Source organism: Flavobacterium sp. LHD-80, from assembly GCF_030929605.1.
In the GTDB taxonomy this organism is placed as follows: Bacteria; Bacteroidota; Bacteroidia; order Flavobacteriales; family Flavobacteriaceae; genus Flavobacterium.
Map to the genome: position 1 here is coordinate 585,497 of NZ_JAVFVS010000005.1, position 21,963 is coordinate 607,459.

Annotated in this window: 23 protein-coding genes and 1 tRNA gene; 12 read left to right on the forward strand and 12 right to left on the reverse strand. The window is 33.6% G+C overall.

Going from position 1 to position 21,963, the window contains the following annotated elements; genetic code table 11:
• Positions 1-11: 11 nt before the first annotated feature.
• The 9 genes from RB619_RS10575 to hisS all read right to left on the reverse strand — a co-directional run bounded on the left by RB619_RS10575 (position 12) and on the right by hisS (position 9,218).
• On the reverse strand, positions 12-821 hold the full coding sequence (locus tag RB619_RS10575) for an alpha/beta fold hydrolase (protein WP_308097129.1): 810 nt from the start codon (positions 819-821) through the stop codon (positions 12-14).
• A 21-nt stretch (positions 822-842) separates the two neighbouring features.
• Positions 843-1,505, reverse strand: a complete 663-nt coding sequence (locus RB619_RS10580) for a DEAD/DEAH box helicase (RefSeq protein WP_308097131.1) — start codon at positions 1,503-1,505, stop codon at positions 843-845.
• A 96-nt stretch (positions 1,506-1,601) separates the two neighbouring features.
• A complete protein-coding gene (locus tag RB619_RS10585) occupies positions 1,602-2,765 on the reverse strand; it encodes a sigma-54 dependent transcriptional regulator (protein ID WP_308097133.1) in 1,164 nt (387 codons plus the stop codon).
• A gap of 90 nt (positions 2,766-2,855) precedes the next feature.
• Entirely contained in the window at positions 2,856-4,172 is a 1,317-nt protein-coding gene (locus RB619_RS10590; protein WP_308097135.1) for an ABC transporter permease, read from the reverse strand.
• Positions 4,173-4,251: 79 nt separating this feature from the next.
• Positions 4,252-5,181, reverse strand: coding sequence for an ATP-binding cassette domain-containing protein (locus RB619_RS10595; RefSeq protein ID WP_308097137.1), 930 nt, complete (start codon positions 5,179-5,181; stop codon positions 4,252-4,254).
• A 162-nt stretch (positions 5,182-5,343) separates the two neighbouring features.
• Entirely contained in the window at positions 5,344-6,453 is a 1,110-nt protein-coding gene (gene dnaJ, locus RB619_RS10600) for a molecular chaperone DnaJ (RefSeq protein WP_308097139.1), read from the reverse strand.
• Between the two features lie 68 nt (positions 6,454-6,521).
• A complete protein-coding gene (locus RB619_RS10605) occupies positions 6,522-7,100 on the reverse strand; it encodes a nucleotide exchange factor GrpE (protein WP_308097141.1) in 579 nt (192 codons plus the stop codon).
• A 499-nt stretch (positions 7,101-7,599) separates the two neighbouring features.
• Positions 7,600-7,670: transfer RNA gene (locus tag RB619_RS10610), tRNA-Trp, on the reverse strand.
• A gap of 120 nt (positions 7,671-7,790) precedes the next feature.
• A complete protein-coding gene (gene hisS, locus RB619_RS10615) occupies positions 7,791-9,218 on the reverse strand; it encodes a histidine--tRNA ligase (RefSeq protein WP_308097143.1) in 1,428 nt (475 codons plus the stop codon).
• A gap of 251 nt (positions 9,219-9,469) precedes the next feature.
• Here hisS and RB619_RS10620 point away from each other — a divergent pair, with 251 nt between their 5' ends.
• On the forward strand, positions 9,470-10,714 hold the full coding sequence (locus RB619_RS10620; RefSeq protein WP_308097145.1) for an ABC transporter permease: 1,245 nt from the start codon (positions 9,470-9,472) through the stop codon (positions 10,712-10,714).
• Positions 10,715-10,796: 82 nt separating this feature from the next.
• On the opposite strand, the gene prmC is transcribed toward RB619_RS10620, so the two are convergent.
• Together prmC and RB619_RS10630 are read right to left on the reverse strand one after the other, a co-directional pair.
• Positions 10,797-11,651 carry a peptide chain release factor N(5)-glutamine methyltransferase gene (gene prmC, locus RB619_RS10625; protein ID WP_308097147.1) on the reverse strand — a complete coding sequence of 285 codons (855 nt, stop codon included), beginning with the start codon at positions 11,649-11,651 and terminating at the stop codon, positions 10,797-10,799.
• 84 nt (positions 11,652-11,735) lie between these two features.
• Positions 11,736-12,221: a GNAT family N-acetyltransferase gene (locus RB619_RS10630; protein WP_308097149.1), complete on the reverse strand. Its 486-nt coding sequence runs from the start codon at positions 12,219-12,221 to the stop codon at positions 11,736-11,738.
• 108 nt (positions 12,222-12,329) lie between these two features.
• Between RB619_RS10630 and ribD the strand changes: the two genes are divergently transcribed.
• The 3 genes from ribD (at position 12,330) to RB619_RS10645 (ending at position 14,717) form a co-directional block, all read left to right on the forward strand.
• On the forward strand, positions 12,330-13,379 hold the full coding sequence (gene ribD / locus RB619_RS10635; protein ID WP_308097151.1) for a bifunctional diaminohydroxyphosphoribosylaminopyrimidine deaminase/5-amino-6-(5-phosphoribosylamino)uracil reductase RibD: 1,050 nt from the start codon (positions 12,330-12,332) through the stop codon (positions 13,377-13,379).
• Positions 13,372-13,974, forward strand: coding sequence for an HAD family phosphatase (locus RB619_RS10640; protein WP_308097154.1), 603 nt, complete (start codon positions 13,372-13,374; stop codon positions 13,972-13,974). Before ribD ends, RB619_RS10640 begins: the two co-directional genes overlap by 8 nt.
• Positions 13,975-14,084: 110 nt before the next feature.
• Positions 14,085-14,717, forward strand: coding sequence for a YigZ family protein (locus RB619_RS10645; protein WP_308097155.1), 633 nt, complete (start codon positions 14,085-14,087; stop codon positions 14,715-14,717).
• Positions 14,718-14,748: 31 nt separating this feature from the next.
• Here the strand turns inward: RB619_RS10645 and RB619_RS10650 are convergent, their stop codons facing one another.
• Positions 14,749-15,153, reverse strand: a complete 405-nt coding sequence (locus tag RB619_RS10650) for a thioesterase family protein (protein WP_133524814.1) — start codon at positions 15,151-15,153, stop codon at positions 14,749-14,751.
• A 186-nt stretch (positions 15,154-15,339) separates the two neighbouring features.
• Here RB619_RS10650 and dnaA point away from each other — a divergent pair, with 186 nt between their 5' ends.
• The 8 genes from dnaA to RB619_RS10690 all read left to right on the forward strand — a co-directional run bounded on the left by dnaA (position 15,340) and on the right by RB619_RS10690 (position 21,960).
• The gene (gene dnaA / locus RB619_RS10655) at positions 15,340-16,767 is read left to right on the forward strand and encodes a chromosomal replication initiator protein DnaA (RefSeq protein WP_057116951.1); all 1,428 of its coding nucleotides are present in this window, start codon (positions 15,340-15,342) and stop codon (positions 16,765-16,767) included.
• 9 nt (positions 16,768-16,776) lie between these two features.
• Positions 16,777-17,244: a low molecular weight protein-tyrosine-phosphatase gene (locus tag RB619_RS10660; protein ID WP_308097158.1), complete on the forward strand. Its 468-nt coding sequence runs from the start codon at positions 16,777-16,779 to the stop codon at positions 17,242-17,244.
• A 60-nt stretch (positions 17,245-17,304) separates the two neighbouring features.
• Positions 17,305-18,018, forward strand: coding sequence for an SAM-dependent methyltransferase (locus RB619_RS10665; protein ID WP_308097160.1), 714 nt, complete (start codon positions 17,305-17,307; stop codon positions 18,016-18,018).
• 20 nt (positions 18,019-18,038) lie between these two features.
• Positions 18,039-18,473, forward strand: coding sequence for an energy transducer TonB (locus RB619_RS10670; protein ID WP_308097162.1), 435 nt, complete (start codon positions 18,039-18,041; stop codon positions 18,471-18,473).
• 51 nt (positions 18,474-18,524) lie between these two features.
• Positions 18,525-19,652 carry a methionine aminotransferase gene (locus tag RB619_RS10675; protein WP_308097164.1) on the forward strand — a complete coding sequence of 376 codons (1,128 nt, stop codon included), beginning with the start codon at positions 18,525-18,527 and terminating at the stop codon, positions 19,650-19,652.
• Between the two features lie 74 nt (positions 19,653-19,726).
• Entirely contained in the window at positions 19,727-20,608 is an 882-nt protein-coding gene (locus RB619_RS10680; RefSeq protein WP_308097166.1) for an SDR family oxidoreductase, read from the forward strand.
• A gap of 264 nt (positions 20,609-20,872) precedes the next feature.
• Positions 20,873-21,481: a uridine kinase gene (gene udk, locus RB619_RS10685; protein ID WP_115888988.1), complete on the forward strand. Its 609-nt coding sequence runs from the start codon at positions 20,873-20,875 to the stop codon at positions 21,479-21,481.
• A 146-nt stretch (positions 21,482-21,627) separates the two neighbouring features.
• The gene (locus RB619_RS10690; protein WP_115888989.1) at positions 21,628-21,960 is read left to right on the forward strand and encodes a septum formation initiator family protein; all 333 of its coding nucleotides are present in this window, start codon (positions 21,628-21,630) and stop codon (positions 21,958-21,960) included.
• Positions 21,961-21,963: the final 3 nt, after the last annotated feature.

A 21,963-nucleotide genomic window follows, 5' to 3' on the forward strand; every position in this document is an offset into this window, starting at 1 on the left:
ATTTTTATTATTTATTGTAATATTACTTTTAATTGTTCTTGAAAACTTTCATTTTCATTCATTCCAATGTGCCCTTGTCCTTTTAAAAGGTACAAATGTCCTTTAGAACCTAAAATTTTATTTAGTCGGACCGAATTTTCAACTGGAATCAATTGATCATCTAATCCATGAAAAATAAATATTGGCGCTTTAATTTTTGGAAGATACTGATAGGTTTCCAAATGAAACTTTTTCATAAAATCAGGAAAAAATCGAACTCTAGTTCCAGATAATTCTGTAAAACTAAAATAAGGAGATTGGAGAATTAGTGCTTTCGGCTTATTTTCTGAAGCTAAAATTGTTGCCAATCCTGAACCAATAGAATAACCCGAAATAACAATTTTATTTTCGGGATATCTTTCAGTTAATCTCTTATAAACTTCTGCAACATCTTTATTTAACTGTTCTTCGTTTTCAATTTCTCCTTCACTTTTCCCAAAACTCCGATAATCTAAAATAAAAATATCGTATCCTAAATTGGTATAAGTTTTTGCAATTTTGCCCCAACTTTCAAGCGTTCCAGCATTTCCGTGAAGATAAAACACAAGACCTTTAGAATTTTCAGTCTTAAATAAAAGACCATTTAAATTTACGCCATCAAAAGATTTGATATTCAACTCTTCAAATGGACTTTCGTATTCAAATTTAAAATCTTTTGGAAGCGCGGCACTCTGGAAAACCATTCCGACCTGATTAAAATATATATAAGAAACCACAACAACATAAATAATTGCGAAAAAAGCCAGAAGCGCAATCGTCAAAAATTTTAGCGTTTTTATCATTTCCATACTATATTGAAAAGTCTATTCTTCTTCTACGTCGTCTTCCTCTTCATCAAGTTCTTCCTCGCCTTCTTCATCCATATCAAATAAATAAGGTTCGACCAGCATTTTATCAGCCAAAATTTCGATTCTTTCTGTCAGTGTTTCAGCAAAAATCAATCGTTGCGTTTTGGCGATACTACCCGAAATACGCATAATTTTAGTTTCGTGGCGAAGTCTCAAAATAGGATCTGCATCATCTAAAATTAGCATTTTAAGACGGTTCACATTGTAACCAGCTGTACTAAACATATCGTTTAACTTTGTAGGCGTTCCAATCAAAACATCTATTCCCGTAGAAATATAGTTTTTATCGTAATCCATATCGCCTTTTTCATTTACCCCATACACCTCTAAGTTGGTATATTTTCCATATTTTTCAAAAAGAGCAACCATTTCCAAAACCTTCGCTTTATCTTCTACAATAATTAAAGCTCGTGGCGACTCTTCTGTTTTTCCAGCCAATTGCTGAATCACATTTAATACAATAGTTGTACTTTTTCCACTTCCCGCTGGAGAAATAATTATACAATCGGCACCGCTTTTTATGGTAGAAAACGTTTCCATCTGCAAAACATTTGCTTCTGTTAAACCGTTTTCAATTAGTCCGTCTTGTAGTTTCTCGTTTATTTTTTTTAGTTTCATCTTTATATGCTTTAAGCTTTAAGCAATAGGCTATAAGCTAAATATCTAGTTTTAAAAGCCCAAAGCCTATAGCTTAAAGCTTATTGCGCGAAGCACCTATTTGCTTGCGAACATTTTCACATCATTTTCAGAGATTTCGTTTCCTCCTAAAATGATTAATCTTTCCACAACATTTCGAAGTTCACGAATGTTTCCTGTCCAATCGTATTCCTGCAATAATTGTATGGCTTGCGCCGAAAATACTTTGACTACATTTCCTTGTTCCGAAGCAATTTTCTCAGCAAAATGCCTGATCAAAGCCGGAATATCATCGCGTCTTTCATTCAATGGCGGGACTTTTATTAGAATAACCGCCAAACGATGGTATAAATCTTCACGGAAACGGCCTTCGGCAATTTCTGTTTTTAAATCTTTATTTGTTGCAGCAACAACGCGAACATCAACTTTAATATCTTTATCGGCACCCACTCTGGTAATCATGCTTTCCTGAAGCGCGCGTAAAACTTTGGCTTGCGCCGAAAGACTCATGTCGCCAATTTCATCTAAGAAAATAGTTCCTTTATCAGCTGCTTCAAACTTTCCTGCACGATCTTTCACTGCCGATGTAAAAGCACCTTTTACGTGCCCGAATAATTCACTTTCGATTAATTCACTCGGGATTGCCGCGCAGTTTACTTCAATTAAAGGAAAATTAGCACGCTCGCTTTTTTCATGTAATTGATGCGCTACTAATTCTTTTCCAGTTCCGTTTGGACCTGTAATTAAAACTCTGGCTTCGGTTTGAGCGACTTTATCAATCATCACTTTAATATGATTAATCGATTCGCTGTCACCAATCATTTCGTAATTTTTACTAACTTTTTTCTTCAGAATTTTATTCTCAACAACTAATTGTTTTTTATCTAAAGCATTACGAACAGTATTCAATAAACGATTCAAATCTGGCGGTTTTGAAATATAATCAAAAGCTCCCAAACGCATCGTATGAATTGCCGTTTCCATATCGCCGTGACCGGAAATCATCACCATCGGAATTTCTGGTTTTATCTTTTTTACTTCTTCTAAAACCTCAACACCGTCCATTTTTGGCATTTTGATATCACACAAAACCAAATCGTAATCGTTGTTTTTTATTTTGTCCAGACCTGCAACGCCATCTTCAGCTTCATCAACCTGATACGAATCATTTTCTTCTGATAATATTTTTACCAAAACTCTTCTGATCGCTGCTTCGTCTTCGATAATTAGTATTTTACTCATTTTTTTAAGGTTCTGAGGTTCTAAGATGCTAAGGTTCTAAGTTTTTTGAAGCTAATATCTTAGCATCTCAGCACCTTAGCACCTTTAAAATTAATATTTAAGCCATTTATACAATTCCTTCCATGTTGGTTTTTTGCCGTACATTAAAATACCTACTCGGTAAATTTTTGCAGCGAACCAAACGACAAGGAAAAAGGTAGCAAACAATAATGATACCGAAATTGCAATTTGCCACCACGGCACGCCAAACGGAATACGCATTAACATAACAATTGGCGATGTAAGCGGAATCATTGAAAATACAACGGCAACAGTTCCGTGTGGATCATTTACAACCGTAAAAAATCCGATGTACACACTTAAAATTAAAGGCATTAATATTGGCAAAAGAAATTGCTGTGAATCAGTTTGATTATCAACCGCTGCTCCAATTGCCGCATAAAATGAACTGTATAGAAAATAACCTCCAATAAAATAAACTACGAAACCTATTATAATACTGGCAATTGGCAGATTCCACATTTCAGCTATATACATTTGTGCTGAACCTGAAAGTTCATGTTGTGCTGATTGCATTAATTCTGGTGAAATTCTTGCTGTTGGCCCAACATTTACACCAAAAAAAGCCGAAGCCGCAAACATTAATCCCAACCCAATAATAGCCCAAATAATAAATTGCAAAATTCCGGCCAATGAAGTTCCGACAATTTTACCAATCATTAATTGAAATGGCTTTACTGATGAAATAATGATTTCGATAATTCGGTTTGTTTTTTCTTCAATTACGCTTCGCATTACCATATTTCCGTAGATGATAATGAACATCATAATTAAATAACCAAATGCACCGCCTATTGCAATTTTAATTTCATTTAAACCTTTTAGACTCTCTTCTCCGGAAGCTTTTACCAAATGAATATTAACTTCTGATTGCGCTTTCTGGATTGCCAAAGTATCTAGTTTTGCTTCCTCAAGATTTAACTTTGTAATTTTTGTTCCGATGATATCCTGTGTGTTTTCTATAAAAGAAATACTTGGACTGTTATTCGAAATAAATTCAATTTTACTTTCTAAATCTTTTGAATTATTTGTTTTCGGAATGACAATCAAACCGCTGAAATTCTCTTTTGTAATACTGTCTTTTAAGGATTTTACATCAATTTCAGAAAGATTCAAATATTTATATTCGCCATTTTTCTTGTTTTGTTTTACAAAATCATTGGCAAATAATCCGGTTTCATCATGAATGGCAATACGTTTTGTATCAGCTTTCATTGAACTCAAATAACCAATAAAAACAGCTATCGCAACAAACAAAAGTGGACTCAAAAAAGTCATGACCACAAAAGATTTATTGCGGACTTTGGCAATAAATTCTCTTTTTATAATTAATGAAATAATACTCATTTCTTGATTTTAGATTTTAGATTGTTGACTTTAGATTTTTAGATTTTAGGCCTTCACTCTAAAATCTAAAATCTGAAATCTAAACTTTATTTTCAGTAACTGTTTGAATAAAAATATCGTTTATACTTGGAATTTTTTCAACAAAGTGAGTCACTTGTCCTCGTTGTGTCAAAAGATGTAGCAATTCATTTGGCGAAGCATTTCCTATTTGGATATTTAATTTCAAATCATCATTCAACGATTTAAAACTCGCTGGCGAAACTGTAAATTTCTGAGTAATATCATACATCAAACCTTCAACATTGCTAGTCAAGATTCCAACTTCAAAACTGTTTGTTCTGAATTGACGTTTCACATCGACCACTTTTCCTTCTATCAGTTTATTTGATTTATGAATCAAAGCAATATTTTCACAAAGCTCTTCAACGCTTTCCATTCTGTGAGTAGAGAAAATAATAGTTGAACCTTGCTCTTTTAATGCCAGAATTTCATCTTTGATAACATTCGCATTTACAGGATCAAATCCTGAGAAAGGTTCATCTAAAATCAGCAGTTTTGGTTTGTGCAAAACGCAAACTACAAACTGAATTTTCTGAGCCATTCCTTTAGAAAGCTCTTGGATTTTTTTATTCCACCAACCTTGAATTCCCAAACGATCAAACCAATAATCCAATTGTTTTTTAGCTTCGGTTTTCGAAAGTCCCTTCATTTGCGCCAGATACAAACACTGTTCGCCTACTTTCATCGAACTGTACAATCCTCTTTCCTCAGGAAGATATCCAATGGTTTGCACGTGTTTTGGTTGCAGTCTTTCTCCATCTAAAATTACTTCACCGCTGTCTGGCAGTGTTATTTGATTGATGATTCGGATAAGGGAAGTTTTTCCAGCTCCATTTGGACCTAATAATCCATAAATGCTGCCTTTTGGCACATTTAATGAAACTTCGTTAAGCGCTACATAATCACCGTATTGTTTTACGACTTTATGTACTTCGAGTAAGTTGCTCATGCGATTTTTTAGATTTTCTGCGTCAATTTGACCATTGTGGCTTTGCGCCTGTAAAAGTAAATAATTCACAGCGAATCTAAGTACTAATACACAAAAAACCCATCCTAAATTTATGTTAGAATGGGTTTTATATTTATTTAAACATTTCTAAAAAAGCGTAGCTTATGAAAACATATCTTTTACTTTTTCAAAAAATGATTTTTCTGATTTTTCAGGACTCGGAGCAAAATGTTCGTCGTTTAAAGCATTTTCAAAGAATTGTTTTTGTTCTTTGTTCAATGTTTTTGGTGTCCAAACATTTACGTGAACCAATAAATCACCGCTTCCATAACCGTTGATACTTGGAATACCTTTTCCTTTTAATCTTAAAATTTTTCCTGATTGAATGCCTTCTTCCAGTTTAATACGAACTTTTCCGTTGATTGCTTCAATATCTTTAGAAGCTCCTAAAACCGCTTCTGGGAAACTGATGTATAAATCAAAGTGAATGTTTTCACCTTCACGTTTTAAGAATTCGTGCTCAACTTCTTCAATAACTACAATCAAATCACCTGGAATACTATTTCCTGGCGCATCGTTTCCTTTATTAGAAACTTTTAACTGCATACCGTCAACAACACCGGCTGGAATTTTGATAGAAACTGTTTCGTCTTCTACCACCATACCTTGACCATCTGCTTCAGAAGGTTTTTTATCTAAAATTTGTCCAGAACCACCACAAGTAGGGCAAGTAGATGCAGATTGCATTCTTCCCAAAATGGTGTTTGTAACACGCATTACTTGACCTTGACCATTACAAGTCGAACAAGTTTTGTATGTCACGCCTTTAGCCTGAACTTTACGTTTTACTTTTACTTTTTTCTCAACTCCATTTGCAATTTCTTCTAAAGTCAATTTCACTTTAATACGAAGATTGCTTCCTTTAGCGCGACGTGGACCGCCTCCGCCTCCACCGAAACCGCCAAATCCTCCACCAAAAATGTCACCAAACTGGCTGAAAATGTCATCCATATTCATACCACCGTGGCCACCGCCAAATCCGCCAGAACCATCAAATGCTTGATGTCCGTACTGATCGTATTTCGCTTTTTTCTGTGGATCACTTAAAACTTCATAAGCTTCTGCCGCAAGTTTAAAGTTTTCTTCTGCCTCTTTGTCGCCTGGATTTTTATCTGGGTGGTATTTTAAAGCACTTTTTCGGTAAGCTTTTTTAATTTCAGCAGCGTCAGCATTTTTTGAAATGCCTAGTATTTCGTAAAAATCTTTTTTCATAATTAGGTTTAAATTCCAAATTTTAAAATTCCAAATTCCAATAATGAACTGAAATTTTTATTTGCATTTTAGTTTCCGATTACCACTTTAGGGAAACGAATAATTTTGTCTCCTAATTTGTAGCCTTTTTCAATAACATCAACAATTTTCCCTTTTAATTTGTCAGACGGAGCTGGAATTTGGGTAATTGCCTCAGCAAAATCAGCATTAAAAGCATCACCTGCTCTCACTTCAACTTGCTCTAAACCTTTAGAAACCAAAGTGCTTTTTAATTTTTCGTGAATCAATTCAACACCTTTTTTCAAATTTTCATCGTCAGACTTGTTGATCTCAACTGTCGCTCTGTCAAAATCATCTAAAACTGGAAGCATAGCCAACAAAACTTCTTGGTTTGCTGTTTTAAACAATTCAAGACGCTCTTTTGAAGTTCTTTTTTTGTAATTTTCAAATTCAGCAAATAATCTCAAAAACTTATCTTTTTCGTGAGCCAAGTCTTTAGCTAATTGCTCCTCAACACTTAATTCTTCAACAATTAATTGTTCACCGTTGGCATTGTTCTCTAACGTTACATCATCTAATTCCTGATCGAATTCTGTATTTTCCGTAGTCATATTACTTTTATTTTTAAAAATATTCTTAAACTTCATTTTTATTCTTTTTGTTGGATTGCAAAAGTACTGCCAAATCTTCTAAAATGTCAAATTGTCACTTTATTAAAAATGAGCCTTTTAAAATCCAAATATACCCTAAAAAAATTTAGTATAATTTTAAGACTATTACGTTATAGTTTATTTTATCTTTGAGACGTAAATAATTAAATCTATTACCTATCAAAATTGAATTTAAGGGTTGGCTCAGGCCTCATAAATAATTATTAATTCAAATTTACCTTATATTAAAAAAAGCTTCGCCTTATAAAGACGAAGCTTTTTTTTATGCTTTATTCATCTCTAATGCATTCATGACAAAACCTGAAATAGTGAAAAAAATTAACGCAAAGAACGCAAGGATTTTTTACTATTAAGCTTTATAAAAAAACAAAGTTCGCAAAGCTTTGTATTACTATAGCTTTGCGAACTTTGTGTTTTTGAAAGTATTCTTAAACAAAAAACCTTGCGTTCTTTGCGGTAAAAAAATAGTTTATTGCACGGGCGGAGGGATTCGAACCCCCATCAACGGTTTTGGAGACCGCTATTCTACCCTTGAACTACGCCCGTAACTTAAGGTGGGCAAATTAAGAGTTTTTTTTCTTCTCCAGCAACTATTTTAGGCAGAGATTTTAAAAGAAAATCCTTTAAACACGCACAATCCGAAGCAAAAACCTTTACTACAGACAGTTAAGCCAACAAAGCTTTTTTCAATCCGTCAAAATCTACAGAAACCTGCTCCCCTGACACTAAATTTTTAAGCGAATAAGTATTTGACTCAATTTCGTTGTCACCTGCAATTACTGCAAACGGAATCAAACGTTTATCAGCATATTGAAACTGTTTCCCCACTTTTACGTTGTCAGGATACAATTCAACTTTTATGTTTTCTTGTCTTAATTTCTGAATCGCTTTAGACGCATACAAAGCTTCTTTATCGCCGTAATTGATAAAGATTGCTTTTGAAGTCGCAGCAACAGTTTCTGGAAACAATTGCAATTCTTCTAAAACCAAATAAATTCGATCCAATCCAAAAGAGATTCCGACACCGCTCATATTTTTCAAACCAAAAATACCAGTCAAATCGTCGTATCTTCCTCCACCGCCAATAGAACCCATTGCAACGGTTTTTGGAGCGCCAACTTCAAAAATAGCTCCAGTATAATAATTTAAACCACGTGCCAAAGTCACATCCAAGTCTAAAATTGCAGTTGACAAACCTAAATCTGCAACATTGTCACATATAAATTTCAATTCTTCTACACCTTTCATTCCTTCTTCAGATGAAGACAATAATTCTGAAAGCTGCTTAATTTTATCTGCGAAAGTTCCACTGAAGCTAAAAAGTGGTTGCACTTTTACTAAAGCTTCTTCAGAAATTCCTTTTTCGATCATTTCTTTCTTTACACCGTCCTCTCCAATTTTATCCAATTTATCGAGAGCAACCGTAAAATCAATTAATTTATCTGAAGCGCCAATAACTTCGGCAATTCCAGATAATATTTTTCTGTTATTGATTTTGATTGTAACACCTTCTAAACCTAAAGCTGTAAAAACCGTATCGTACAATTGAACTAATTCAACTTCCTGCCACAATGATTTTGAACCCACAACATCAGCATCACATTGAAAAAACTCTCTGAAACGCCCTTTTTGCGGATTGTCAGCTCTCCAAACTGGCTGAATCTGATATCTTTTAAAAGGGAATTCAATTTCGCTTTGGTGCTGTACAACGTATCTTGCAAACGGAACTGTCAAATCGTAACGCAACGCTTTTTCAGAAATTTTTCCAGTGAATTTATTCAATTCAATTCTTTGCTCTAAACTAATTTTTTCAGCCGAATTTAATTGTAATTCTTCAATTGATTCTGGCAATTCAATTTTGCTTTTGTTATAAAAAAAGTTTCCAGAATTCAGGATTTTAAAAATCAAGCGATCACCTTCTTCTCCATATTTCCCCATTAAAGTATCTGAATTTTCAAACGAAGGTGTTTCGATTGGCTGGAAACCAAATTTCTCGAAATTAGCTTTTATAGTCTGAATAATATATTGACGTTTTGACACCTCAGCAGGTGAAAAATCTCTGGTTCCTTTTGGAATACTTGGTTTTGAAGCCATCTCTTTTTATTTTAGATTTCTGATTTTAGATTTTAGATTCTTTTGAAATCTTAAAACCTAAAACATTTAAAATTAATTTATTTTTAGATTTTCTTTCAGATTGTTGGTTCTTTAGACTTTCGACTTTATGACTTTATGACTTTCCAACTTTCGACTTAAATAAGTCTGCAAATATCTTACTTTTTAAAATAAATAATAACAGTTCGAAAACAAACTTGTAACAAAAACCGTATTTTCGTGACAAATTGGTCATGATGCTAAAATTATTTAAAGAAAATATCCGAATTGCTTTTGGTTCCATCAAAACACAAATTCTTCGAACCATTCTTACCGTATTAATTATTGCTATCGGAATTACCGCTTTGGTTGGAATTTTGACTGTTGTTACGGCTTTAGAAAATACTGTTTCGACCAATTTCGCCTCTATGGGCGCTAATACATTCAACATCAATCAATACGAAAACAATCTAAAAAACCGCGGTGGCAACGAGCGCGAAATCATAAATCCAATTATTTCGTATCCTGAAGCGGTTGCTTTTAAAAACAAATTCAAATATCCATTTACCGAAACCTCTCTTTCGTTTACCGCAACTTCAAAAGCAGAAGTTAAATTTTTAGGCGAAAAAACAGATCCGGAAATAAAAATTTTAGGTGTCGATGAACATTTTATCACAAATTCAGGCCTTGAAACTACTTTAGGACGTTCTTTCAATCAATTTGATATTGATAATAACACCTATTCTTGCATTGTAGGATCTGATTTTGAAAAAGGTTTATTGAAAGATGTAAACCCAATTGATAAAATTATTTCTATTCGAGGTGCGCGTTTCAAAGTAATTGGCGTTTTAAAAGAAAAAGGATCGACTTTTGGAAACAGTCAGGATTTACGTGTTTTAATTCCAATTCAAGTGGCGCGTTCCTTATTTACTGCACCAAACATCAATTATACGGTCAGCGTTATGGTTTCTAAAAAAGAACTTTTAGATCCTGCAATCGATAATGCCACCAGCGTGATGCGTCGAGTTCGTAAATTAAATCCGGTTCGCGACAACAATTTTGGAATTGGCCGAAGCGATGATTTAATCAACCGTATTCTTGGAATCACGCAATATTTAGGTTGGGCTTCTTGGATTATTTCGATTATCACAATTCTGGGATCGTCAATCGCATTAATGAATATTATGATTGTTTCGGTTACAGAGCGCACACGCGAAATTGGAGTACGAAAAGCTTTAGGCGCAACAAAATCAACTATATCTGTTCAGTTTTTTATCGAAACTTTGCTTATTGGACAAATTGGAGGATTGGTCGGAATTGTAATAGGAATTCTGCTTGGTTTTGCGATTGCAACTGCAATGAATTTTGCCTTTGTTATTCCGTGGAGCGCTATTTTTGCCGCTTTTGGTACTAGTTTTACAGTGGCGATAGTTTCAGGATTGTATCCGGCGATAAAAGCTTCAAAATTAGACCCGATTGAGGCTTTGCGTTATGAATAGTTCTTTTAGTGTTCAGTATTCAGGTTTTTAGTGATCAGTTTTAGCTTTTGCTGAATACTAAAAACCTGAACACTGAACACTCTTAAATATTCGTTTTTATCATTCGATCATTATCATAAATATCTTTTCGAAGTTCAATATTTTTGAAATTTAGTTTTTCAAGCATTTCCTTGGTTTCTTTCCCCAGATACTGATTAATTTCAAAATATAATTGTCCGTTTTCTAAGAGGTTTTTCTGAGCTAATTCGGCGATTTTCCTGTAAAAAATCAAAGCATCGTTGTCATCAACAAATAGAGCCAAATGCGGTTCAAAATCCAGAACATTCTTTTTGATTTCAGCTTTTTCTAAATTTCGAACATAAGGCGGATTTGAAACAATGATATCATAATCAGATTTCAAAATTTCCAATTCTAATATATTCTTCAGCATAAAAGTAACCTCGACATTATTGTTTATGGCATTTCTTTTTGCTGTATCCAATGCTTTTTTAGAAACATCAATTGCATAAACTTTTGCATTTGGCAGATTTTTAGCCAACGAAATAGCAATACAGCCACTTCCGGTTCCAATATCTAAAATTTTGATTTCTTTAGATTTGTCCGTTTTTTTATTTTCGTTGATAATCCATTCCACCAATTCTTCCGTTTCTGGCCTAGGAATCAAAACGTTTTCATTTACCTCAAAATCCAATCCGTAAAAACTGGTTTTTCCCAACAAATACTGAATTGGAACTTCTTTTTTAAGCTGATTTAAGAAGGAATCCCAGACTACAAAATCTTTTTCAGAAAAATTCAGTTCGTGATTTAAAGCCAAATCAATCTGGCGCAATCTATGTTTATCTTCTAAAATTAAATAGAAAAAACTCTCCGCTTCATATGCATCATAAAAAGGCGATAATTCTTTTATAAACTGAGTGCGGTATTGTTTAATTTTCATTTTTGGTGTCTGAGTATTTTTTATTCAGCAAAAGCTGATTTTTCTTTCAAATAAGTATCGGAAAATCTAATCTGTTACAAGATTCTACAAAACTTTCAACATCCAAACCGGGCAAGAATTATGCCCAGTACATCCCAACGGAGCATCTAAATATTCAAAACCTGATTTTTTATATAATTTTTGAGCATCATGCATAAATGGCATTGTTTCAATATAGCATTTTTCAAAGCCAAAATCCCTTGCTTCATTCAGGCATTTTTCCATCATTTGGCTTCCAATTCCTAACCCACGCGTCTTTGGCAAAAAATACATTTTTTGCAGTTCGCAAATTTCTGGAGCACCATTATCTAAAGGGGCAATACCACAACAACCCACAATTTCACCTTCATTTTCAACGACAAAATATGCTGATTTTGGTTTGTTGTATTCTTCAAACATTAAATCAAGATACGGATCAGCATATGCGGTACCTACTTTTGGGATTTCCATTTCATCAAAAACAGAACGTATTAATTGAGCAACTGCTTTATTGTCTTCTTTTTGAATTGCTCTGATTATGCAATTTTTCATAATTCTTTATTCTTGTAATATTTACAAAAGTAAAAATACTTTTTCGATAGTTTCCCAACAATCCTAATAACTATTGAGTCTAAAGTCAAAAATAACTACTTTTGCACAGTGAATATACATGAGAAATACATAAAACGCTGTATAGAACTTGCTCAGAATGGTTTTGGAACAACTTATCCAAACCCGATGGTGGGCAGTGTAATTGTTTATGAAGACAAAATCATTGGCGAAGGCTGGCATAAAAAAGCTGGCGAACCACATGCCGAAGTAAATGCTGTTCAATCTGTAAAAGATAAATCACTTTTAAAAAATGCTACAATTTATGTTAGCTTAGAGCCTTGCTCTCATTTTGGAAAAACGCCCCCTTGCTGTGATTTGATCATTGCAAATAAAATTCCGAATGTCGTTGTTGGAACTGTTGATCCAAATGAAAAAGTGGCCGGAAGAGGAATTAAAAAATTAATTGAAAACGGCACAAATGTTACTGTTGGCATTCTTGAAGACGAATGCAACGAACTCAACAAACGCTTTTTTACTTTTCATCAAAAAAAGAGACCTTATATAATACTGAAATGGGCCGAAAGTCAAGACGGTTTTTTAGCGCCTGAAAAAGAGCGCGATAAGGAACGCAAACCGGTTTGGATTACCAATCAATATTCGAGACAATTGGTTCACAAATGGAGAAGTGAAGAACAGGCTATTCTTGTAGGAACCCAAACCGTTATCGACGATAATCCGAAATTAAACACTAGAGATTGGTCAGGAAATAATCCGGTGAGAGTGGTTTTAGATCAAAATAACCGAATTTCAAAAGACAGTTGTGTTTTTGACGATAGTGTAAAAACAATTGTATTTTCAAAAGACGAGAATAGTTCTTCAACTGAAAATACCATTTTTGAAAAAATCGATTTTAATGAGAATTTGATTCCTCAAATTTTAAACGTTTTGCATCAGCATCAAATTCAGTCTATAATTATTGAAGGCGGAAGACAAACTTTGCAATCTTTTATTGACCAAGATTTATGGGATGAAGCTCGAATTTTCATTGGCGCAACTCATTTTGAAAAAGGCATAAAAGCACCAATTATCCAAAAGAAAAGCACCATCAAAACCAGTATTCTAAACGACGAATTACTTTATATTACAAACCATGATTGATACGATAATTTTTGACTTTGGCGATATTTTCATCAATTTAAACAAACAAGGAACTATTTCAGGATTGCAAAAATTAGGCATGACCGAATGGAATTCAAAAATGGATCGTTTGAATTTATTATATGAAACTGGCGATGTTTCGTATGAAGATTTTTTAGGCGGATTTCAAAAAGAACTTCCAAATGCTTCAATTGAAGAAATTCTGGAAGCTTGGAATGCCGTTTTAGCCGATTTTCCTTCTTATCGATTAGAATTCTTAAAAGAACTTTCAAAAAAATACCGTTTGTTTCTTTTAAGTAATACAGATGCTATTCATATTGCCACTTTTGAAAAAACAGTAGGTAAAACTTTTTATACCGATTTCTATAACTGTTTTGAAAAAGTTTATTTTTCTTTTGAAATGGGATTGAGAAAACCAGACCCAAAAATATATCAAGTCTTACTTGACAAACACAATTTAGTTCCGGAAAACACTTTGTTTATTGATGACAAAACAGAAAACACAAACAGTGCCGCAACTTTGGGAATTAAAGTCTGGAATCTGCAAGTAGGAAAAGAAGATGTTGTGGATTTATTTGATAAAAAAATACTATAAATATTTTCTTCTCGCAGATTTTGCGGATAAAGCTGATATTTTGAATTTCTTATAAAAACGAATCTGCATGATCTGCAAAATCTGCGAGAGAAAAATTTTAGCCATAATTTATGGAATATCCTGATACTTATCAAACCATTGCATCTGAATCTGAAGAGATTCTTTTTAAAGAAAAAGGAAGCAAATTCTTTGGCTACGCATTTCCTATTGAAAGCGAAGATGAAGTAAAACCAATTATTGAAAATCTAAAAAAACTGCATCCGCATGCTGTTCATTACTGCTACGCTTATCAATTAGGAACAGCTCCAAAAATATCTTATAGAGCAAATGACGACGGCGAACCCAGCAATACTGCCGGCGCACCAATTTATGGCCAAATTCAGTCTTTTGGTTTAACGAATATTCTTGTAGTCGTAGTTCGTATTTTTGGTGGTGTAAAATTAGGTGTTGGCGGTTTGATTACTGCTTATCGAACAACCGCACAAATGACGCTTGAAGTTTGCGAAATTGTTGAAAAAACAATCGACGTTCATTTTTTAATTTCTTTTGATTATAAAAACATGAACAAAGTAATGCGGGTTATTAAAGAAAAAAAACTGGAAATCACTTCTCAAGAAATGGAATTTAATGAAAATTCCGGGCTCCCAATTGGCAAAATAATTATAAAAACGCGAAAAAAAAATGCCGAATCTATATTCGACATTTTTGATTTAATGTTTGAAATAGACATTAAAATTATATAAATTAACATTAAAACCTACCTGATTTTAACAATTATACCAGTGTTTTAAATAATTCCAAAATGTAATCTGGAGGCGCTGTTGGGCGGCCTGTTTTTAACGAAATAAATACTAAAATAAACACAGCTGTTGTTAATAACTCACCCGCTTCGTTAAAGATCTCACAGTCGAATTCAATCTTAACAGAAGACTGACTTTTGAAGGTTGTATGAATTGTAAGAAGTTCATCGTAACGCGCCGATTTTTTATAATTTATTTGCATCGAAACAATTGGCAGGCCAATCCCGCTTTCTTCCATACTTGCATACGAAATCCCTTTATTTCTAAGCCATTCCACGCGTCCGATCTCAAAATATGGCACATAATTTCCGTGATAAACAACTCCCATTTGATCAGTTTCGGAGTAACGGACACGCACTTGCGTTTGATGATTTTTCATTATTTACAGATTAAAAAAGATTAACTTCAAAAAGTTTACTTACAACATTTTTTTATAAAATTAGATACCAAAATATTTTTTTTTACAGAAATTTGTTCACATATTTGTTATCCCGAAATACGGAAAAATTTTGCTCCTTTTTTATTAGGAGAATCTTTATCAATAATAAAAAACTTATCTGAATCTATGACTAAAACTGCTCAATCGGTATGGGAAAACTGTTTGTCCTTTATAAAAGACAATATTCAAGATCAAGCATACAAAACTTGGTTCGAACCAATCAAATCAGTTGAGCTAACCGACAACGCATTATATATTCAGGTACCTAGTAAATTTTTCTACGAATGGTTAGAAGAACATTACGTTAAATTATTGAAAGTTGCGCTTACCAAAGAACTGGGAAAAAACGCAAAGTTACTCTATAAAATTAAAATGGAGAACACTTATGGCAACAAACAGCCATTTACTGAGCAGCTTCCAAGTTCTAACAGAGTACCTATGAAACCGCAAGAGGTTGACGCTCCGTTTAAAAACTTAAATCCAGAGCTTAAAAATCCGTTTGTAATTCCAGGAATTAGAAATTTAAAAATTGAATCGCAGTTAAATCCAAATTACAGTTTTGACAATTTCCTTGAAGGAGATTCAAACCGTTTGGCTCGTTCTGCAGGTATGGCTGTTGCCAATAAACCTGGAGGAACTTCATTTAACCCTTTATTGATTTTTGGAGGAGTTGGTTTAGGTAAAACACACTTAGCACACGCTATTGGTGTTGAAGTAAAAGATAAATATCCTGAAAAAACGGTTTTATATATTTCAGCCGAAATTTTCACACAACAATATATTGATTCTGTAAAAAAGAATAATCGTAATGATTTCATTCACTTTTATCAATTAATCGACGTTTTAATTATTGACGACGTTCAGTTTTTATCTGGAAAATCTGGAACTCAGGACGTTTTCTTCCACATCTTCAATTACCTGCACCAAAACGGAAAACAGGTAATCTTAACATCAGACAAAGCGCCAGTTGATATGCAAGATATCGAACAGCGTTTATTGTCACGATTCAAATGGGGGCTTTCTGCTGAATTACACCAGCCTGATTACGAAACTCGTATTTCAATCTTAAAAAACATTTTGTACCGCGACGGTGTTGAAATGCCAGAAGATATTCTTGAATATGTTGCTCGCAATATCAAAACTAACGTTCGTGAACTTGAAGGTGCGATCATTTCGTTAATCGCTCAGTCATCTTTCAACAAAAAAGAAGTTACTATTGAGTTAGCAAAAAGTGTTGTAGAGAAATTTGTTAAAAACGTAAAGAGAGAAATCTCTATCGATTATATTCAAAAAATCGTTTCAGATTATTTCCAATTAGATATTGAAACACTTCAATCTAAAACTCGAAAGAGGCATGTTGTACAGGCGAGACAATTGGCCATGTTTTTTGCAAAGAAATTCACTAAAGCTTCTTTAGCAAACATTGGCTCACAAATTGGAGATCGCGATCACGCTACCGTTTTACACGCTTGTAAAACTGTTGACAATTTAGTTTCTACAGACAAACAATTCAAAAAATTTGTCGAAGATATCAACAAAAAACTAACGCTATAAACGCGAATCATGCCAGTAAAAGTTTTAATGGTTTGTTTGGGAAATATCTGCAGATCTCCTTTAGCAGAAGGAATTTTAGCATCAAAATTACCCGCTGACAAATTTATTGTTGATTCTGCCGGAACAGGATCTTGGCATGTTGGACATTGTCCAGATAAACGTTCTATAGATATTGCCCACAAAAACGGAATCAACATCAGTGCTCAAAAAGGCAGACAAATTCAATCTTCTGATTTTGATGAATTTGATTATATCTATGTAATGGATAATTCAAATTTTCGCGATGTTGTTCATTTAGCTAAAACTCCAGAACATAAAAATAAAGTTCGTTTGATTTTAAACGAATTGTTTCCAGATGAAAATGTAGATGTACCAGATCCTTATTTTGGATCTGCAAATGGTTTTGACAACGTTTACCAAATGCTGGATGAAGTAACCGATATAATCGCGGATCAGCTTCTAAAAAAACATTCTTAATACAATTCAATTGTTTCTAAAAAAGAGATAGTTGAATTTTTTAATTTTAAACAAATACTCATGAAACTTCTCGGCAAATTATATCTTATTCCAACCACAATGGGCGAAAGCGATCCGATGGATGTTTTACCACAAACGGTAAGAAGAACCATCGAACTTATCGACCATTATATTGTTGAAAACGACAAGACAGCCAGAAAATCCATAAAAGCCGTTTATCCAGAAAAAAAGCAGTCAGAATTGGTGCTTTTCACCTTAAACAAACGCACTGAACCAAGCGAACATTTGGATTTCATCAAACCTTTATTGGAAGGGAAAAATATGGGATTAATGAGTGAAGCAGGCTGTCCGGGCGTTGCTGATCCTGGTGCTGTGATTGTAAAGTTAGCTCATGAAAAAGGAATTCAAGTTGTTCCGTTGGTTGGACCTTCTTCTATTCTATTGGCGATGATGGCTTCTGGAATGAATGGACAGAGTTTTACTTTTAATGGATATTTGCCAATTGACAAAGACGAGAAAAAATCAGCAATACGCCATTTTGAGCGATTATCTCAAGACAAAAACCAATCACAGTTATTTATTGAAACGCCTTACAGAAACAATAAATTGATCGAAGATCTTTTGCAGATTTTAAATCCGTCAACACATTTATGTATTGCAACGGATATTACTTTACCAACAGAATTCATCAAAACCTTGAAAGTATCGGATTGGAAAAAATTGAAAATTGATATTGATAAACGCCCTACGATTTTTATTATTCATAAAATGTAAGCTAACCTTAAAACCACCTTATGAAAAAGTTTTTAATCCTGATTTTGATTTGCTCAGCACAAAACATATTTTGCCAAACTAAAGGCGATCCAAAAGTCCCACAAATAGATGCTTCTGCTAAAAACAATATGCAAAGAGCAGATGAGGACGATAAAATATACAACGTTGCAGGGATAGATACAAGACCTGAATTTCCTGGAGGAATAGATGCCTTGAATACCTTTATAAAACAAAATTTCAAAACTCCAAAACCAGGCCTTAAAGGAAAAATATATATCACTTTCATTATCGAAAAAGATGGATCATTAAACAACATTAACGTTTTAAGAGATCTTGGCTATGAAACAGGTGCGGAAGCCATAAGAGTTTTACAACTCGCTCCAAAATGGAGTCCTGGAAAACAAAACAACAAAATAATTCGCGTTCTCTACTCTATGCCTATGATAATAGATTAGTATTAAGTTAATTTTATTCACTCACAAGTTTTCCCCAAATCAAACTTTATCATGAGTAAACTACCAAACATAACCACAAGCATTTTTACGGTAATGTCAAAAATGGCAGCCGAATACAATGCAATCAATCTTTCTCAAGGATTTCCAAATTTTCCTGTTGATGAAAGATTGACAGATATTGTTGCCCGATTATCAAAGGAAAATGTACACCAATACACACCAATGGCAGGTTATCCGCCGTTAATGAACAAAATTGCGAAGCTGATTCAGGATTCTTATAACAGAACAATTAATCCAGATTTAGAACTTCTAGTTACAGCAGGCGCAACACAGGGAATTTTCACAACTATTTTGGCTTTGGTAAAAGAGAATGATGAAGTAATTATTCTCGATCCAAGTTATGATTCCTATGAATCACCCGTTTTACTTTGCAAAGCAAAACCAATTCGTGTGGCGTTAAATGACGATTACACGCCAAATTGGGAAACAATTGAAAAAGCCTGCTCAGAAAAAAGTCGCATGATTATCATCAATAATCCGCATAATCCAACAGGAAAAATATTAAACGAAGCTGATTTTCTTCAATTAGAAAAAATACTCTCAAAATATCCAGATCTTTTAGTTTTATCTGATGAAGTGTATGAATACATCACTTTCGAAGAAAAACATATTTCGGCACATACCAAAAGTTTTCTTTTAGACAGATGCATTATGGTTTCTTCTTTCGGGAAATCATTTCATATTACAGGCTGGAAAATTGGCTACACCATTGCACCAGAATATTTAATGAAAGAAATAAAGAAAGTACATCAGTTTTTGGTTTTCAGCGTAAACAGCATTTCTCAATTTGCCATCAGCGAATATTTAGATGTTGTTGATGTGAATTTACTTGGAAAATTCTATCAGGAAAAAAGAGATTATTTTCAAAAGTTGCTTCAAAACAGTCGCTTTGAACTAAAACCTTGTGAAGGAACTTATTTTCAGGTGGCTTCTTATGCCAATATTTCAGATGAAGATGATGTGACTTTCTGCAAAAATTTAATCATCAATCACGGCGTTGCAGCGATTCCAATTTCAACTTTTTATTCAGATCACAAAGACCAGAAACTCATTCGTTTTTGTTTCGCCAAAGATAATTTCACCTTAGAAGCTGCCGCAAAAAAACTGTGTGATATATAAAGTTTATCAAAATTTTATAACAATATTATGCGTGCATCCTATTTTTTTAATTAATATTGTAAAAAAAGAAAAGTATGAGCTATACAGATAAAATGTTGCGCGATGACGCCTTAAAAGGCAAAGTCATTGTAGTTACGGGCGGCGGAAGCGGTTTAGGAAAAGCAATGACAAAATATTTCTTAGAATTAGGCGCTCAGGTAGCGATTACTTCTAGAGATTTAGAAAAACTAAAAACTACTGCAGCAGAACTTGAAAGTGAAACTGGCGGAAAATGTTTGCCTCTTCAATGCGACGTTCGTCATTATGAAGAAGTAGAAAATATGCTTCAGGAAACTTTAAAAGTTTTTGGAAAAGTAGATGTTCTTTTAAACAATGCCGCAGGAAATTTCATTTCACCTACAGAACGTTTATCTGCAAATGCATTTGATACTGTGATAGATATCGTACTTAAAGGTTCTAAAAACTGTACACTAGCTTTTGGAAAACATTGGATTGATACGAAACAAACTTCAGCAACGATTTTAAATATTGTAACAACTTATGCTTGGACAGGTTCAGCTTATGTAGTACCAAGTGCAACTGCAAAAGCAGGAGTTTTAGCCATGACAAGAAGTCTTGCTGTAGAATGGGCAAAATACGGAATTCGTTCTAACGCGATCGCTCCGGGGCCATTCCCTACAAAAGGAGCTTGGGACAGATTATTGCCAGGCGATCTTTCTGAAAAGTTTGATATGGCTAAAAAAGTGCCATTGAAACGTGTTGGAGATCACCAGGAATTAGCCAATTTAGCTGCTTATTTAGTTTCTGATTTTTCAGCTTATGTAAATGGTGACGTCATCACAATTGACGGAGGCGAATGGTTAAAAGGCGCAGGACAATTCAATTTATTAGAAGCCATTCCAGAAGAACTTTGGAATCAGCTTGAAATGATGATAAAAGCAAAAAAGAATAAATAATTACAAGTGCTTACTAAATTCAGAATATTTTATCAAATCTATACTGATTGCACGAAATCCCGAAGGTTTACTTTCGGGATTTTTTTTATGTTTTTCACCATATTTTTAACCATATAAGTGATATAAGTTCAGTTAAGTATTGCACCGCTTAAACATTTTGTAGCTTAAATTTACTTACATTACTTATATGGTTAAATTAAATTATATGTTCAGAAATTCACTTTAATTATTAATTTTGTCAAACAAATATCAAACAAAAATTTTATGCTCATTATTGGACTTGCAGGAGGAACAGGAAGTGGAAAAACAACAGTAGTACACCAAATCATGACAGAATTACCAGACACTGAAGTTGGGGTAATTTCTCAAGATTCGTATTATAAAGAAACAACCAATTTGTCATTTGACGAAAGAGCATTAATTAATTTTGATCATCCAAGATCTATTGATTTTGAATTATTGGTAAAACACTTAAAAGCTTTAAAAGCTGGAGAGACAATCGATCAGCCGGTTTATTCGTTCATTCAACATAATAGAACTGATGATACCGTGGCAACGCATCCAAGAAAAGTAATGATCGTTGAAGGTATTTTAATTTTGACAAATCCTGAATTACGCGAACTTTGCGATATTAAAATTTTCGTTCATGCTGATTCTGACGAAAGATTAGTTCGCCGTTTAAAAAGAGATATTTCAGAACGCGGACGTGATATTAACGAGGTTTTAAATCGTTATCAAAACACTTTAAAACCTATGCATGAGCAATTTATCGAACCATCAAAGGCTTTTGCAGATATTATTATTCCAAATGACAAATACAATACTGTAGCAATTGATGTAGTTCGCGCCGTAATTAATCAGAGAATTTCATAATTTTTATTGTAAATTTAAACCATAAAATTTAGGAGCTAATTCCCGCTTTCGCCTTTATCTTTTTATGGCAGAAAAAGCCATAAAAAGGATACCGGCTCTATCGGGGCTAAAAAGACCACTCATATTCAAAAGAAACAATCGGTTATATGAAATTCAAAAATCCATACAAAGACAAAAAATGGTTCAAATATTTGGGTAACAAATATGTTTGGGTTTTGCTGTTTTTTATTGTCTGGATGTTATTTTTAGATAATTACTCCTATTTTGATCATCGTTTTCTAGACGGACAGATTAACGAACTGCAAGACAATAAAAAATATTATCAGGACGAAATAAAAAAAGATCAGGAACAGATCAAACAACTTAAAAATCCTGAACAAATAGAAAAATATGCTCGCGAAAAGTACTTTATGAAAAAAGACAGCGAAGATATTTACATCATTCACTTTGAAGGAGACACTATTCAAGAAAAAGAATAATTC

What these genes read in the sequence shown, in the direction of transcription:
- RB619_RS10645 (WP_308097155.1), top strand. Translation starts at nt 14,085, where the DNA reads ATGGAATATCCTGATACTTATCAAACCATTGCATCTGAATCTGAAGAG.
- RB619_RS10605 (WP_308097141.1), bottom strand. Translation starts at nt 7,100, where the DNA reads ATGAAGTTTAAGAATATTTTTAAAAATAAAAGTAATATGACTACGGAA.
- RB619_RS10575 (WP_308097129.1), bottom strand. Translation starts at nt 821, where the DNA reads ATGATAAAAACGCTAAAATTTTTGACGATTGCGCTTCTGGCTTTTTTC.
- RB619_RS10670 (WP_308097162.1), top strand. Translation starts at nt 18,039, where the DNA reads ATGAAAAAGTTTTTAATCCTGATTTTGATTTGCTCAGCACAAAACATA.
- dnaJ (WP_308097139.1), bottom strand. Translation starts at nt 6,453, where the DNA reads ATGAAAAAAGATTTTTACGAAATACTAGGCATTTCAAAAAATGCTGAC.
- RB619_RS10590 (WP_308097135.1), bottom strand. Translation starts at nt 4,172, where the DNA reads ATGAGTATTATTTCATTAATTATAAAAAGAGAATTTATTGCCAAAGTC.
- hisS (WP_308097143.1), bottom strand. Translation starts at nt 9,218, where the DNA reads ATGGCTTCAAAACCAAGTATTCCAAAAGGAACCAGAGATTTTTCACCT.
- RB619_RS10665 (WP_308097160.1), top strand. Translation starts at nt 17,305, where the DNA reads ATGAAACTTCTCGGCAAATTATATCTTATTCCAACCACAATGGGCGAA.
- prmC (WP_308097147.1), bottom strand. Translation starts at nt 11,651, where the DNA reads ATGAAAATTAAACAATACCGCACTCAGTTTATAAAAGAATTATCGCCT.
- RB619_RS10630 (WP_308097149.1), bottom strand. Translation starts at nt 12,221, where the DNA reads ATGAAAAATTGCATAATCAGAGCAATTCAAAAAGAAGACAATAAAGCA.
- RB619_RS10675 (WP_308097164.1), top strand. Translation starts at nt 18,525, where the DNA reads ATGAGTAAACTACCAAACATAACCACAAGCATTTTTACGGTAATGTCA.
- RB619_RS10580 (WP_308097131.1), bottom strand. Translation starts at nt 1,505, where the DNA reads ATGAAACTAAAAAAAATAAACGAGAAACTACAAGACGGACTAATTGAA.
- RB619_RS10690 (WP_115888989.1), top strand. Translation starts at nt 21,628, where the DNA reads ATGAAATTCAAAAATCCATACAAAGACAAAAAATGGTTCAAATATTTG.
- RB619_RS10660 (WP_308097158.1), top strand. Translation starts at nt 16,777, where the DNA reads ATGCCAGTAAAAGTTTTAATGGTTTGTTTGGGAAATATCTGCAGATCT.
- RB619_RS10640 (WP_308097154.1), top strand. Translation starts at nt 13,372, where the DNA reads ATGATTGATACGATAATTTTTGACTTTGGCGATATTTTCATCAATTTA.
- RB619_RS10585 (WP_308097133.1), bottom strand. Translation starts at nt 2,765, where the DNA reads ATGAGTAAAATACTAATTATCGAAGACGAAGCAGCGATCAGAAGAGTT.
- RB619_RS10595 (WP_308097137.1), bottom strand. Translation starts at nt 5,181, where the DNA reads ATGAGCAACTTACTCGAAGTACATAAAGTCGTAAAACAATACGGTGAT.
- RB619_RS10650 (WP_133524814.1), bottom strand. Translation starts at nt 15,153, where the DNA reads ATGAAAAATCATCAAACGCAAGTGCGTGTCCGTTACTCCGAAACTGAT.
- RB619_RS10620 (WP_308097145.1), top strand. Translation starts at nt 9,470, where the DNA reads ATGATGCTAAAATTATTTAAAGAAAATATCCGAATTGCTTTTGGTTCC.
- udk (WP_115888988.1), top strand. Translation starts at nt 20,873, where the DNA reads ATGCTCATTATTGGACTTGCAGGAGGAACAGGAAGTGGAAAAACAACA.
- RB619_RS10680 (WP_308097166.1), top strand. Translation starts at nt 19,727, where the DNA reads ATGAGCTATACAGATAAAATGTTGCGCGATGACGCCTTAAAAGGCAAA.
- dnaA (WP_057116951.1), top strand. Translation starts at nt 15,340, where the DNA reads ATGACTAAAACTGCTCAATCGGTATGGGAAAACTGTTTGTCCTTTATA.